12 protein-coding genes are annotated in these 13,909 nt (G+C 68.8%); 11 read left to right on the top strand and 1 reads right to left on the bottom strand.

Annotation, left to right across the window (positions count from 1 at the left end; translation table 11 throughout):
- Positions 1-107 precede the first annotated feature (107 nt).
- The 9 genes from lptF (at position 108) to VDQ18_RS18810 (ending at position 11,620) form a co-directional block, all read left to right on the top strand.
- A complete protein-coding gene (gene lptF / locus VDQ18_RS18850) occupies positions 108-1,211 on the top strand; it encodes an LPS export ABC transporter permease LptF (protein ID WP_323022446.1) in 1,104 nt (367 codons plus the stop codon).
- The gene (lptG, locus tag VDQ18_RS18845; RefSeq protein WP_323022445.1) at positions 1,208-2,308 is read left to right on the top strand and encodes an LPS export ABC transporter permease LptG; all 1,101 of its coding nucleotides are present in this window, start codon (positions 1,208-1,210) and stop codon (positions 2,306-2,308) included. Before lptF ends, lptG begins: the two co-directional genes overlap by 4 nt.
- 8 nt (positions 2,309-2,316) lie before the next feature.
- Positions 2,317-4,485, top strand: a complete 2,169-nt coding sequence (locus VDQ18_RS18840; RefSeq protein ID WP_323022444.1) for an LPS-assembly protein LptD — start codon at positions 2,317-2,319, stop codon at positions 4,483-4,485.
- Between the two features lie 73 nt (positions 4,486-4,558).
- Positions 4,559-5,812 (top strand): peptidylprolyl isomerase, encoded by a 1,254-nt coding sequence (locus tag VDQ18_RS18835; RefSeq protein ID WP_323022443.1) that lies wholly within the window; start codon positions 4,559-4,561, stop codon positions 5,810-5,812.
- Positions 5,812-6,771 (top strand): 4-hydroxythreonine-4-phosphate dehydrogenase PdxA, encoded by a 960-nt coding sequence (pdxA, locus tag VDQ18_RS18830; protein WP_323022442.1) that lies wholly within the window; start codon positions 5,812-5,814, stop codon positions 6,769-6,771. The genes VDQ18_RS18835 and pdxA overlap by 1 nt, the downstream gene beginning before the upstream one ends.
- A gap of 104 nt (positions 6,772-6,875) precedes the next feature.
- On the top strand, positions 6,876-7,712 hold the full coding sequence (rsmA, locus tag VDQ18_RS18825) for a 16S rRNA (adenine(1518)-N(6)/adenine(1519)-N(6))-dimethyltransferase RsmA (protein WP_323022441.1): 837 nt from the start codon (positions 6,876-6,878) through the stop codon (positions 7,710-7,712).
- Between the two features lie 218 nt (positions 7,713-7,930).
- The gene (locus VDQ18_RS18820; RefSeq protein WP_323022440.1) at positions 7,931-9,217 is read left to right on the top strand and encodes a vWA domain-containing protein; all 1,287 of its coding nucleotides are present in this window, start codon (positions 7,931-7,933) and stop codon (positions 9,215-9,217) included.
- Positions 9,214-9,750, top strand: coding sequence for a TadE/TadG family type IV pilus assembly protein (locus VDQ18_RS18815; protein WP_323022439.1), 537 nt, complete (start codon positions 9,214-9,216; stop codon positions 9,748-9,750). Before VDQ18_RS18820 ends, VDQ18_RS18815 begins: the two co-directional genes overlap by 4 nt.
- A 7-nt stretch (positions 9,751-9,757) precedes the next feature.
- Entirely contained in the window at positions 9,758-11,620 is a 1,863-nt protein-coding gene (locus VDQ18_RS18810; protein WP_323022438.1) for a hypothetical protein, read from the top strand.
- Positions 11,621-11,645: 25 nt separating this feature from the next.
- Here VDQ18_RS18810 and VDQ18_RS18805 read toward each other — a convergent pair whose 3' ends face one another.
- Positions 11,646-12,248 (bottom strand): TetR/AcrR family transcriptional regulator, encoded by a 603-nt coding sequence (locus VDQ18_RS18805; protein ID WP_323022437.1) that lies wholly within the window; start codon positions 12,246-12,248, stop codon positions 11,646-11,648.
- A gap of 135 nt (positions 12,249-12,383) precedes the next feature.
- Between VDQ18_RS18805 and VDQ18_RS18800 the strand changes: the two genes are divergently transcribed.
- Both VDQ18_RS18800 and VDQ18_RS18795 read left to right on the top strand, forming a co-directional pair.
- Positions 12,384-12,662, top strand: coding sequence for a hypothetical protein (locus VDQ18_RS18800; RefSeq protein WP_323022436.1), 279 nt, complete (start codon positions 12,384-12,386; stop codon positions 12,660-12,662).
- 96 nt (positions 12,663-12,758) lie between these two features.
- A partial coding sequence (locus VDQ18_RS18795; protein ID WP_323022435.1) for a homoserine dehydrogenase occupies positions 12,759-13,909 on the top strand: 1,151 nt, incomplete at its 3' end.

Here is a 13,909-nt window from a genome sequence, read left to right as displayed (position 1 = left end):
TTCCGCCCCCTCCCCCGGCGCCCCGCCCGGGGCGGAGGAAATCGCGGTTCCCCCGGCACGGGAAAGCGTCTAGATTGCCGCGACTTGGAGCTTTGGAAGGGGCGCGCGTGACGCGGCTGGATCGCTATATTCTGGCGCAACTCCTGTGGGTGTTCGGCTTTTTCTCGCTGGTGCTGGTCTCGGTCTACTGGGTGAACCGGGCCGTGCGGCTCTTCGATCAGCTGATCTCGGACGGCCAGCCGATGTCGGTGTTCCTGGAGTTCACCGCGCTCAGCCTGCCGATGCTGATCCGCACCGTGCTGCCGATCTCGGCTTTCGTGGCGGCGACCTATGTGACGCTGGGCCTGTCGCGCAACAGCGAGATGTCGGTCTTGCAGGCAGCCGGGATCTCGCCCTTCCGCATCGCCCGGCCGGTCGTGGTCTTCGGGCTGATCGTCACCGCTTTCCTGACGCTGCTCATGCATTTCCTGATCCCCGAGGCTCGGGCGGAACTGGCCCGCCGCCAGGTCGAGGTGGCGCAGAACCTGACCGCCAGCCTGTTGCAGGACGGCGTCTTCCAGCATCCGGCCGAGGGAATCACCTTCTTCATCAACGAGATCACCGAGGACGGCACGATGCGCGGCATCTATCTGTCCGACGCCCGCAGCCAGTTGCAGCGCATCGACTACACCGCCCGCACCGCCCTCATCGTCCCCGAGGCGACGGGGCCGAAGCTGGTGATGATCGACGGCCAGGCGCAGGTCCATGACCAGCGCAGCGGGCGGCTCTCGGTCACCGGGTTTGGCGATTTCACTTATGACCTCAGCTCGATGGCCGGGCCCGCCGGGCGCGGCCGGTCGGTGCAGGAGCTGACCTCCTCCGAACTCATGTCCCCCACCCCCGCCCTGCTGGCCGAGACGCGGGCCACCGAGGCGCAGTTCCGCTTCGAGCTGGTTTCGCGCTTCGTCGACGGGTTCGCGGCGGTGGCGGCGGCGCTGATCGGCTTTTCGGCGCTGATGGCGGGCGGGTTCAGCCGCCTCGGCTTCTGGAAGGAGATCGTGCTGGCGGTGGTCCTGATGGCGCTGGTGCAATCGCTGACCAATACGCTGGCGGGCCCGGCGATGCGGCAGGCGAGCCTCGCCTGGCTGGGGGCGATCCCGCTGGCGCTGGCGGTGGCGGCGTCCATGGGCCTGATCGGCTGGGCGACCCGGCGACGGCGGGTGAAGCCATGACGCTGGGCCTTTACCTCGTCCGCCGCCTGGCGCTGAGCTTCGTGCTGATCGGCGCGGTCTTCTTCGGCATGCTGCTGCTTTTCGAAGTGGTCGAGATGATGCGCCGCTTCGGCGGCAGCGAGACGCCGATGCGCGAGATCGTCTGGCTGTCGATGCTGCGCGTGCCCGCGACCTTCTACCAGATCCTGCCGCTGCTGGTGATCCTGTCCTCGATGGCGCTGTTTCTGGGTCTGGCGCGGTCCTCGGAACTGGTGGTGATCCGCTCGGCCGGGCGCAGCGCCATGCGGATGCTGCGCGAGCCCTTCCTGGCCACGCTCCTTTTCGGGGCGCTGACGGTTGCGGCGCTGAACCCGCTGGCGGCGGCGGCGACGCGGGCCTATCAGGCGCGGCTGGCCGCCCTGCAAAGCCCCGATCAGCAGGCGCAGATCAGCCTCGAGGGCTCGGCCCTCTGGATGCGGCAGGGCGACGAGCGCGGCCAGACGGTGATCCGCGCCCAATCGGTCGAGCCTGACGGGCTGGGTTTCCGCGATGTCTCGTTCCTGCTGTTCGAGCGTGACACCGGCGTGCCCTTGATCCGTATCGAGGCCGAGAGCGCGCGGCTGGTGCCGGGGCGCTGGCTCTTGACTGATGCCAAGCGCTGGGACCTTTCGGCCGACAACCCTGAACGGGATGCCCAGACCTATCTCTCGCTGGAGATGGAAAGCGACCTGACCGGCGAGCGGATCCGCGAGAGTTTCTCGCGCGCGGGCACGCTCAGCGTCTGGGACCTGCCGGGCTTCATCCGGGCGCTGGATCGGGCGGGGCTGTCGTCGCGCCCGCATCGGGCGCAATTCCAGGCGGAGCTGGCGCTGCCGATGCTGATGGCGGCGATGCTGATGGTCGGGGCGGTGTTGTGTTTCAGGCACTCGCGGGCGGGCGGCGCGGGCCTGCGCATCCTGCTGACCGTTCTGGCCGGTTTTGCCCTGTTCTTTCTGCGGAATTTCGCGCAGGTTCTGGGGGAGAATGGCCAAATACCGTTGTCCTTGGCGATTTGGACACCACCGATAGCTTCCATGCTGCTTGCGCTTGGGGTATTGCTTCATCTGGAGGACGGATAGGGACAGGCATGGCGCAGATCAGGCAAGCCCTGAGCAGGATCGCGGAGGCGACCCGGTCGCATCTGACCGCGGCCGGTCTCGGCCTGCTTGTCACTCTTCCCCTGCCTGCGCTGGCGCAGACGCAGCCGGCCACGCTGATGGCCGATCAGGTCTTCGTCGACAGCGCCGGGCGGCTGGTGGCCCAGGGCGCGGTCGAGATCTGGCACGGGTCGATTCGCCTGACCGCGCAGCGCGTGTCCTTCGATCAGCGCCAGGACTGGCTGGACATCGCCGGGCCGATCACCCTCAGCAACGGCCCCGACCAGGTGGTGCTGGCGGATGCTGCCCAGCTCGCGCCCTCGCTCAGGGCCGGGATCATCACCGGCGCGCGGGTGGTGCTGGAACAGCAGATGCAGATCTCGGCCGCCCGGATCGAGCGCGGCACCAATGGCATCAGCCAGATGGATGCGGTCATCGCCTCGAGCTGCCCGGTCTGCGCTTCGAATCCAACGCCACTATGGGAAATCCGCGCCCAGCGCGTGCGCCATGACGAGGCCAACGGCCGGCTGGAATTCGAACGCGCGCAATTCCGCTTTGCGGGCGTGCCGGTCTTCTACGCGCCGCGCCTCGACCTGCCCGCGCCGGGCGTGACGCGGGCGCGGGGCCTGCTGCGTCCCGAGGTCAGCCTCGACAGCCGGCTGGGCCTGTCGATCGGCCTGCCCTATTTCATGCCGCTGGGCGACAGCCAGGACCTGACGCTGACGCCGCGCGCCTCGACCAATGGCATGGTCTCGCTGGGGTTCCGCTGGCGCATGGCGCGGCAGAACGGCGGGATCGAGCTGGGCGGGCAGATCTCGCACGACAATATCGTCACCGACCCCTTGCGGGGCTATGGCTATGTCCGGGCGCTTTTCTCGCTCGGCAACCACTGGACGCTGACCGCCGATCTGCTGGCGGCCTCGGATCTGGCCTATCTGGAAACCTACAACATCGCCGACGAAGCGCGGATGCACGGCCATACAACGCTGGAGCGGATCACCCGCGACCAGGCGGTGCGGCTGCGGCTGCTGGGTTTCTATTCGCGGCGCCCGGCGGATGTGAACGACCGGCTGCCCAATGCGGTGACCGAGGCCTCGCTGCGTCAGCATCACGGCATCGGCGGCGGCGACCTGACGGCCGATCTGGGCGCGCGGGCTTTCTGGCGGCAATCCTCGACGGACGGGATCGCCGGGCGCGACGTGGCGCGGGCGCATCTGGCGCTGGGCTGGCGGCGCAGCGTGATCATGGCGGGCGGCATCGTCGCCACCGGTGCGCTCGAGGGGCGCATCGACCATGTGCGGGTCTCGGACGATTCGGCCTATCCCGATCCGGTAAACCGCCGCGTGCTGCAAGGCATGGTCGAGCTTCGCTGGCCCCTGGCCCGGATCTCGGACAGCGGGGTGCGGCATGTGATCGAACCCGTCGTGCAGGTGATCGGCGCCCTGCGCCGGGGCGGCGCGCTGCCCAACGACGACCACACGATGCCGGAACTGGACGCCGGCAACCTCTTTGCCCTGACCCGCTATTCGGGTGAGGACGCGCCCGATGACGGCAGCCGTATCAACGCGGGCCTGCGCTGGGCCCGCCACGATCCGAGCGGCTGGACCTCGGAGACGCTCATCGGCCGCATCTGGCGCCGCGAGACGCTGGCGGGCTTCGATCCGCTGCACGAACAACCCCTGGGCGGCGCCAGCTCGGACTGGCTGCTGGCCGGACGGCTCAGCAACAGCGACGGGCTCAGCCTGACCGGGCGCCTGCTGCTCGATCCCTCCGACGCCGGCCTGCGCCGGGCCGAGACCAACCTCGCCTGGCACTGGGACCGGACGCGGCTGTCGACGACCTATCTGTACCTGCCCGCCAGCAGCTTCGAGGACCGCATCGTCGATCTGGCCGAGTGGTCGGTCGACGTGACCCGCCGGTTCGACAGCGGCTGGGCCACCACCGTCGGCTGGGATTACGATTTCGGGCAGAACATCTTTGCCGCCGCCCGCACCGGCCTTACCTTCAGCAACGAATGCCTGTCCCTCGACATGACGCTCGCGCGGCATTTCGTGACGGCGACGAACCCCTCGGCCTCGACCCGCTTCGACCTCAGGATCGAGCTTCTGGGGATCGGCGGACGCGCGCCCAGCACCGGCGGCCGCACCTGCCGGACCTGAGCCGCCCCCTTTTCATCCGCCTTCCGACCCGCTAGGCCGGAGGCACGGCACGACGAACAGAAAGACCTCTGCGATGCGAGCTTCGCTTTTCCGCCCTGCCCTCCTCCTCGCGGCCCTGGCGCTGGGATCGGCCCTGACCGCCCCCCTGACGGCGCTGCCCGCGCAGGCGCAATCGCCCTTCGCGGCGGCGCTCTACGTCAATGACGACCCGATCACCAATTACGACATCACCCAGAAGATGCGGTTTCTGGAATTCATCGGCGCCCAGGGTGACAACCCGCGCGAGCGCGCCATCGAGCGCCTGATCGAGGACCGGCTGCAATTGCAGGAGGCCTCGCGGCTGGGCGGGCGCCTGACGCCCGATCAGGTCGCCGCCGGGATGAACGAATTCGCCGCCCGCGCCAATATCACCGCCGACGAGATGATCCAGCGGATGGCCCAGGCCGGGATCGACCGTGAGACCTTCGAGAGCTTCATCCGCTCGGGCCTGCTGTGGCGCGAACTGGTGGTGGCGGTCTATGGCCGGACCATCACCATTTCCGACGCCCAGATCGACCAGGCGCTGTCGGTCGAAGGGGTGCAGCCCTCGACGGAGGTGCTGATCTCGGAAATCTTCCTGCCCACCGATCCGCAATTTGCCGAACAGGTGCAGCGGATCATTCCCCAGGTGCAGCGCATCCGCACCGAGACCGAATTCGCCAATGCCGCGCGTCAGGTCTCGGCCGCGCCCTCGGCCGCCACGGGCGGCCGGGTGGACCGCTGGATCGACCTGGGCGGCCTGCCGCCGGAACTGGCCAGTGCCCTCACCGACGCGGCACCCGGTACGGTGATCGGCCCGATGGAGATGCCCGGCGCCTATGCCTTCTTCCAGCTGCGCGCGCGCCGCGATTCCCGCGCCGTCTCGGCCGAGGCGACGGCGCTCGATTACCGCATGGCCATGCTGCCCGGCGGCCGCAGCGAGACCAACCTCGCCCGCGTCGCCCGGATCCGCGAGATGACCGACAGCTGCGTCGATTTCGACGCCCGCGTCCTGCGTGAGGCGCCCGAACTGCCGACCGATGCCGTCCAGCACGTGACCCAGCCGCTGACCGCGCTCAGCAGCGCCGTGCGGACCGAGCTTGAGCGGCTCAACCCCGGCCAGATCAGCGCCAATCTGGTGCAGGACAACGCGCTTATGGTGCTGATGCTCTGCTCCCGGTCGGTCTCGGGCGAAAACATGCCCGCCCGGCCGCAGATCCGCGAGAGCCTGATCAACCGGGCGCTGGAAGGTCAGGCGATGGTCTATCTGCAGCGGCTGCGGGCCGAGGCCGACATCCGGTATCCGTGATGCCCGCGCCCCTCGCCGTCACCTCGGGCGATCCCTCGGGGATCGGGCCGGAACTGGCAGCCCGCATCGCCCGCGATGGCACCCCGGCGCCGATGGTGTGGATCGGCGACCCGCGCCACCTGCCGGAGGGCACGCGCTGGCTGGCGGTCGAGAGCCCGGCCCAGCCGGTGCCCGAGGGCGTGCTGGCCGTGCTGCCCCTGCCCTTTGCCGCGCCCGCCCAGCCCGGCCGCCCCGATCCGGCCAATGCCGCGGGCACCATTGCGGCCATCGAGCGGGCCGTGGCGCTGGTACGCACGGGCGAGTGCTCGGCCGTGGTCACCGCGCCCATCAACAAGAAGGCGCTGAAGGACGGCGCCGGTTTCGCCTTCCCCGGCCATACCGAATTCCTCGCCCATCTGGCGGGCGGGGCCGAGGTGGTGATGATGCTCGCCTGCCCCGAGCTGCGGGTGGTGCCGATCACCATCCACATCCCGCTGGCCGAGGTTCCCCGGACCCTGACGCCCGCGCTGCTGTCGCGCTCGATCGAGATCACCCATGCCGCGCTCAAACGCGATTTCGGGCTGGCCGAGCCGCGCCTCGCGCTGGCCGGACTGAACCCGCATGCAGGCGAAGGCGGCGCCATGGGGCGCGAGGAGCTGGAGTTCATCGCCCCCCTGATCCGCCGCTATCAGGAAGCCGGCATGCAGATCACCGGCCCCCTGCCCGCCGATACGATGTTCCATCCGGCGGCCCGGGCGCGCTATGACGCGGCGCTGTGCATGTACCACGATCAGGCGCTGATCCCGATCAAGACCATCGACTTCGCGGGCGGGGTCAATGTGACGCTGGGCCTGCCCTTCGTGCGCACCTCGCCCGATCACGGCACGGCCTATGACATCGCGGGGCAAGGCATCGCCGATCCGGCCTCGATGCGGGCGGCGATGGTCATGGCCTGGGACATGGCGCTGGCCCGGTCCTGACCGGGGCCCCCACGCTCCTCGCCGCCCACCCGTAGGGTGCGTGCTCGCACGCACCGCCCCCCATCCCCCTTGCCATGTGCCGCGTTTTGCCGCATCCGGTCGGCATGGCCCAGATCGACAATCTTCCCCCCCTGCGCGAGGTGATCGCGGCGCATGGTCTCGACGCCCGCAAGGCGCTGGGGCAGAACTTCCTGCTGGATCTGAACCTGACGTCGCGCATCGCCCGGGCGGCGGGGGATCTGAGCGGCTCGGATGTGCTGGAAGTGGGCCCCGGCCCCGGCGGCCTGACGCGCGGGCTGCTGGCCGAGGGTGCGCGCCGCGTGCTGGCCATCGAGAAGGACGCCCGCTGCCTGCCCGCCCTGGCCGAGATCGCCGCGGCCTATCCCGGCAGGCTGGAGGTGATCGGCGGCGACGCGCTGGAGGTCGACCCCCTTCAGCACCTGACCCCGCCGATCAAGGTGGTGGCGAACCTTCCCTACAATGTCGGCACCGAATTGCTGGTGCGCTGGCTGACCCCGCCCGTCTGGCCGCCGGTCTGGTCGACCCTGACGCTGATGTTCCAGAAGGAAGTGGCCGAGCGCATCGTCGCCCGCCCCGGCAGCAAGGCCTACGGTCGCCTCGCGCTTCTGGCGCAATGGCGGACCGAGGCGCGGATCGTGCTGACCCTGCCGCCCAGCGCCTTCACCCCGCCGCCCAAGATCGACTCGGCGGTGGTGCATCTGACCGCCCTGCCCGAACCGCGTTTCCCCGCCCCCGCGAAGACCCTGGAACGGGTCGTCGCCGCCGCTTTCAACCAGCGGCGCAAGATGCTCCGGGCGGCGCTGAAGGGCCTCGATCCGCAGATCGAGGCGCGGCTCGAACGGCTGGGAATCGCACCCACCGCACGCGCCGAAGAGATCGATCTCGAGGCCTTCTGCGCGCTGGCCCGCGACTTCGGCTGATTATCCTAAAAATTTAAGCAAATTCAGGGCGTCACCCGGACAGGCCCTGCGATTGGCCCGGAAACCGGGGACGGTTTGTTCTCGATCCGGCACAGATTGCCCGCGGATCTGCCTTTCCGCCGCCACATTCGGCGCCCCTCGCGCCGCATTTCAGCCATCGCCCCGCGCTACCACGTCCTGTGATTGAAGCCGCGTCAGCGCGGCGGTTAAGGGGTAGAATGATGCACGCCAAGACGGGACTGCCACGGCAATCGCCGCAAGCCCGCGCGCCGCGCCAGTGTCTGCGGCGCGGGTTTCTGGGTTTCGCCCGGGCCGAGGACGGCACGATGGCGGTCTTCAGCCTCTTTGTCTTCGTGGCGATGATCCTGTTCGGCGGGCTTGCCGTCGACATGATGCGCTATGAGAACGAGCGCATCCGCCTGCAGGGCACAGCCGACCGCGCCGTGCTGGCGGCGACCATGCTGCGCGAGAACGTCTCGGGCGCGACGCCCGAACAGATCCTGCGGGCCTATTTCGCCGCCGATGGCTATTCCGAACTGCTGGGCAACAATTTCAGCATCGTCGACGACCCCCAGGAAGGCCGCATCGTCACCGCCTTCCCGCGGGCCCGGATCCCCTCGGCCTTCATGAGCCTGGCGGGCATCGAGAGCCTGGACATGATCACCCCGTCGCGGGCGGCCGAGACCTTCCAGGGCGGGCCGGATGTGGAACTGGTCATGGTGCTGGACGTCTCGGGCTCGATGAGCGGCCAGGGCAAGATCGACGCCATGCGCGACGCCGCGGTCGAGCTGACCACCAGCCTGCTGAACGACGCCGAGGAAGTGGGCGATGTCGGCATCACGCTGGTGCCCTATGACACCTGGGTGCTGCCGCCGGCGGGTTTCCTCAACCATTTCTCGAACGCGGCGGGCAGCGGCGCCTGCAACGACTGGCTTTTGTGGACGCAGATCGTCGGCTCGCTGGACCTGCGCACCAACCGCGCCAATTGCAACACCGCCAGCTGGCGCACGGTTCGCCCCTATGTCAGCGACCCCGATCTGGCCACCCGCTACATCAACGACCTGCGCGCCTCGGGCAGCACGTCGATCGACCTCGGCATCCGCTACGGCGCGCTGTTCTTCGATCCGACCATCCGCCCCGCCATCAGCGAGCTGATCGCCAATCACGAGATCAACCCGGCCTTCGAGGGGCGCCCCTATGACTGGGACGCGCCCAATGTGGTCCGCGCCCTGATCCTGTTGACCGACGGGCAGAACTGCTGCGGCGAGCGCTACCCGGAACTGGTGCAGAACCTCAACGCCGAAAGCGTGTGCGACGCGCTCAAGGACCAGGGCGTGCTGATCTATGCCATCGCCTACCAGGCCCCGAGCAGCGGCGCCGCCCTGATGCAGAATTGCGCCTCGTCGCCCAGCCATTACTTCAACACCTCCGCCGACGGCATCATCGATGTGTTCCGCGGCATAACCGCCTCGATCCAGACCCAGGCGCTGAGGTTGACGCTGTGAGCCCGCGTCGCCCCCTCCTGCGGCGCTTCGCGCGCAGCCAGACCGGCAGTGCCACGATCGAATTCGTGCTCACCGTGCCGCTGGTGCTGATGTTCCTGTTCTCGGCCGTCGACTTCGGCACCGTCATGCTGCGCCAGGTCTTCCTGGACCGCTCGGTCGACATCGCGGTGCGCCAGGTCCGGCTGGGCAATATCACCGGTTCGCAGTTCAGCCGGTTCCGGGACATGATTTGCGAGAATTCCTTCATGATCCAGGATTGCCAGAACGCCATCGCCATCGAACTCCGCCCGGTCGACACGCAGAACTGGTCGGGCCTCAGCGATCCCGCGCAATGCATCAACCGCGAACTCGAACTCTCGCCGGTCCTCAGCTTCGCGCCCTCGGCCGGGCTGCAGCAGCTGATGCTGATCCGGGTCTGCGCGGTGGTCGATCCGTTCCTCAGCCTGACCGGGCTGGTGCTGGGCATGCCGACCGACAGCTCGGGCGGCTACCACATCATCTCGCATGCCGCTTTCGCCAATGAACCCGCGTGAGGTCCCCATGAGCGTCTCCGATGCCGTTTCCCGCGTCCTGGCGATGCCGCGCGCCCTGGCAGAGCACCTGGTGGCCCGGACCCGTGCCTTCCGGGGGGCGAACCAGGGCTCGGTCTCGGTCGAGCTGATCCTCACCCTGCCGCTGCTCCTCTGGGCGCTGGCGGCGACGGTGGTGTTCTATGATGGCTACAAGACCCGCTATCACGCCCAGATGGCCGCCCAGACGGTCGCCGACATCATGTCGCGCGAGACCGACCTCTTCACCGCGAATTACATCGAGGGGCTGAACGACGTCTTCGATTTCCTGATCGATTCGCGCTTTCCGACCCGGCTGCGCGTCTCCTCGGTGATCTGGGACAGCGCCAACGAACGCAACCGGCTGCAATGGTCCTATGCCACGCGCGACCTCTCATCGCTGCCCGAGGACACGTTCGAGCTGTTGCAGGCGGGCGACCTGGAAACCCTGATGGCCGAATTCGGCGACGACAGCAGCTTCACCTTCGCCGGGTCCGGCGCGCAGATGCCGGTCTCGGACCTGGCCGACCGCATCCCGCCGGTACTGCCGGGCGAGGCCTTGCTGCTGGTCGAGGCCTTCGCGCTCTGGGAACCCTTCGCGCAGGTCGGCGTCGGTCAGCTGCGTTTCACCCCGGTGGTCGTGGTCCGCCCGCGCTTCGCGCCCTGGATCAATTTCGAGGGGCATGAGCCCGTCTACCCGGAAGCCGATTACGAAATCGCCTGGACCGGCAGCGGCAACGAGGGCCTGCCCGATCCGACCGATCCGACGCCCGAGCCCACCAACCCGCCGGTGGCGAACCGGACCTATTCCTTCGACAACGGCGTCACCAGCGGCCTGTCGCGCACCACCATCACCGCGGGTGGCCCCTCGGGCTCGTATCTGGGCCCCTTCGGCACCGAGACCTGGGCCACGCCCGTCACCCTCGCCGTCGATCTGCAGGCGGACCGTGCCACCGCCAATATCGCCTTCGACCTGCTGATCCTCGACACCTGGGACGGCTACGCCAACCAGTATATCCTGCCGCGCGGCGATACGTTCACCATCATGATGGATGGGGTGCCGCTGTCGGTCGATCCCTTCATCAACTTCTCGCAGGCGCCCTACAACAATGCCCGCGTCAGCACCGGATACATCGGCAATTCCACCTATCGGGTGTCGATGACGCTGGTCCGGACCGGCAGCAGCTTTGCCGGCGGCGGGGCCAACGACCAGCTCTGGCGGGTCACGCTGACCATCGACAACGCGCCCCGGACCTTCTCGCTGGGGTTCTCGGCCGGGGTGGACAGCGCGATCAGCGATGAAAGCTGGGGGCTCGACAACCTGTCGATCACCGCCTCGAACGTCGGGGCAGGCACGCCGCCGCCGTTTGTCGCCAATGCCGCGAACCTGCTCACGGCCGATCCGCACAACCGCTTCCGCCGCTATTCGGGCTGCCCGGAATACCGCATCGCCGCCCCCTGGCTGACGATGACCCGGGCCGATCTGACCACCGGCATCACCATGCAGCGCCAGGCCAGCGGCGGCACCTCGCTGTCGTCCTGCCCGAACACCGGCGGCTGGGGCTATGCCAATGCCTCGCCCTCGCTGGTGCTGAACTACGATAACCAGAACGTCACCACGACCTATAACGGCCTTCAGATCCGCCTAAACGACGGCAACAACGGCTATACCTGCGACACGACGCTGATCGTCCGTGACCCGAACGGGCAATGGTTCTTCAACGACGATTACAATGGCTGGAACGCGGGCGTCCGGATGACCAACCCGCCCAGCGGCCAGTACGTCATCTTCATCGGCACCTATAACCGCGGCAGCTGCAACACCAACCTGACCATCGACCGCTGGACGCGCTGAAGACGGCGCCGGGCGGCCCGTCCCCTCAGCGGGAGGGGCCGCCCGCGCCCGCGGCCTTGAGCACCATGTCGACGTAGATATCCTCGACCCGCGGCAGGCTGAGGCGCCCGCCCTCGCGAAACCAGGTGTTCACGCCGGTCAGCATGGCGATCAGCGCCATGGCCGCCAGCTTGGTATCGGGCAGCGCGAAACACCCTTCCGCCTGCCCGTCCCTCAGGATCTGCTCCAGTTCGGTCTCGTAGCGGCGGCGCAGCGCCTCGATGCGGGCGAAGTTTTCGGGCGTGAGGTTGCGCAGCTCCATATAGGCGATGAAGACCGCATCGGCCCGGGCGGCGTGGAACCGGATGTGGAACCGCGCGAAATGGTCGAGCCGGGCGCGGGCGTCGCCTTGCGGCGCCTCGGCCGCCCAGGCGGCCAGCAAAGCCTCCAGGTGATCTGCCATCAGATCCGCCAGCAGGCTCTGCTTGTCGGCGGTATAGAGATAGAGCGCCCCGGCCTGCACGCCCACCTCGGCGGCGATCTGGCGCATCGACACCGCCGCATAGCCGTCGCGGGCGAAAAGCCGCAACGCCGCCTCGCGCAGGCGCGGGCCGGTGATCTCGGAACGGGAGCCGGGTTTGCGGGCCATGCGCCATTGTCACTGAACGCCCGTTCAATTCAACCCCGGATCGCCCTGCCCCTGCCCCGGCCGCCCCGGCCGCATTGCGCCTTCACAGCGACCGGCCCGCTTGCTAGGTTGGCGCACCCCAAGGCCGAGGCCCCGATGCTCCGTTTCGCCCCCGTCGCCCTTTCCGCGCTGCTGCTCGCCGGCTGCGGCACCGTCGCGCCCGAGGCGCCGGCGCTGCTGCCCCTGGACGAGATCGCCGCCCGGACCGCAGGCGCGGCCGATTCCACCCGCGGCGAGGCCGCCTCGCGCGAGCTGGCCGGGCGGGCCTCGGCGCTGCAGGCGCGGGCCGCGGCGCTGCGGCGGGGCGGGGTCGAGAGCCAGGAACGCGCCGATCTCCTGCGCCGGGCCGAGGAACTCAAGCGCAACGAGCGCTGAGCGCGCGCATCCGCGCATTGCGCCCGGCCCCCCGGCAGGCTAATTCAGCAGCGATACCGCCCGGCGCCGGGCGGAAGGATCATGTCGGAGCGCTGTATGTCCACCCCTCTTCGTCTTGGCATCGCCGGTCTCGGCACGGTTGGCATTGGCGTCGTCAAGATCGTCCAGACCCATGCCGCGCTGCTCGCCCGCCGCGCCGGTCGCCCGGTCGAGATCGTCGCCGTCAGCGCCAATTCGCGGTCGAAGAACCGGGGCGCCGATATCTCGGCCTATGGCTGGGAGGATGATCCCGTCCAGCTGGCGCGGCGCGAGGATGTCGATGTCGTGGTCGAACTGATCGGCGGCGAGAATGGCGTGGCCAAGGCGCTGGTCGAGACGGCGCTGAAGACCGGCAAGGACGTGGTCACCGCCAACAAGGCGCTCTTGGCCAAGCACGGCACCGCCCTGGCGCGCCTGGCCGAGGAGAAGGGCCGTTCCCTGCGGTTCGAGGCGGCGGTGGCGGGCGGGATCCCGGTCATCAAGGCCCTGACCGAAGGGCTGGCGGGCAACCAGATCAAGCGCGTCATGGGCGTGATGAACGGCACCTGCAACTACATCCTCACCCGGATGGAATCGGCGGGCCTGCCCTATGACGCGGTGTTCGAGGAAGCCCGCAAGCTGGGCTATCTTGAGGCCGACCCCAATCTCGACGTCGGCGGCATCGACGCGGGCCACAAGCTGAGCCTGCTCAGCGCCATCGCCTTCGGCACCGAGGTGGATTTCGACAATGTGGTGCTGCAGGGCATCGGTTCGGTCTCGACCGCCGATATCCGGCTGGCGCGCGACATGGGCTATTCCATCAAGCTGCTGGGCGTGGCGCAGATGACCGGCCGCGGGCTGGAGCAGCGCATGACGCCTTGCCTGGTGCCAGAGACGCATCCGCTGGGCCAGTTGCAGGGCGGCACCAACATGGTGGTGATCGAGGGCGACATGGTCGGCCAGATCGTGCTGCGCGGCGCGGGTGCGGGCGAAGGCCCGACCGCCAGCGCCGTGATGGGCGACGTGATCGACATCGCCCGCGGCTTCCGCCTGCCGGTCTTCGGCCAGCCGGCCGCGGATCTGGTCGCAGCCCCCCCCGCCGCGGTCAGCGCGGGCGCGCCCTGGTATCTGCGCATGACGCTTCTGGACAAGCCCGGCGCGCTGGCCAAGATCGCCACGGTTCTGGGCGAGAGCGGCATCTCCATCGCCCGCATGCGCCAGTATTCGCA

The organism is Pararhodobacter sp. (genome assembly GCF_034676075.1).
GTDB lineage: Bacteria > Pseudomonadota > Alphaproteobacteria > Rhodobacterales > Rhodobacteraceae > Pararhodobacter.
Note: the sequence above shows the minus strand (reverse complement) of the source record. Positions and strands in the feature narration are given on the sequence as shown.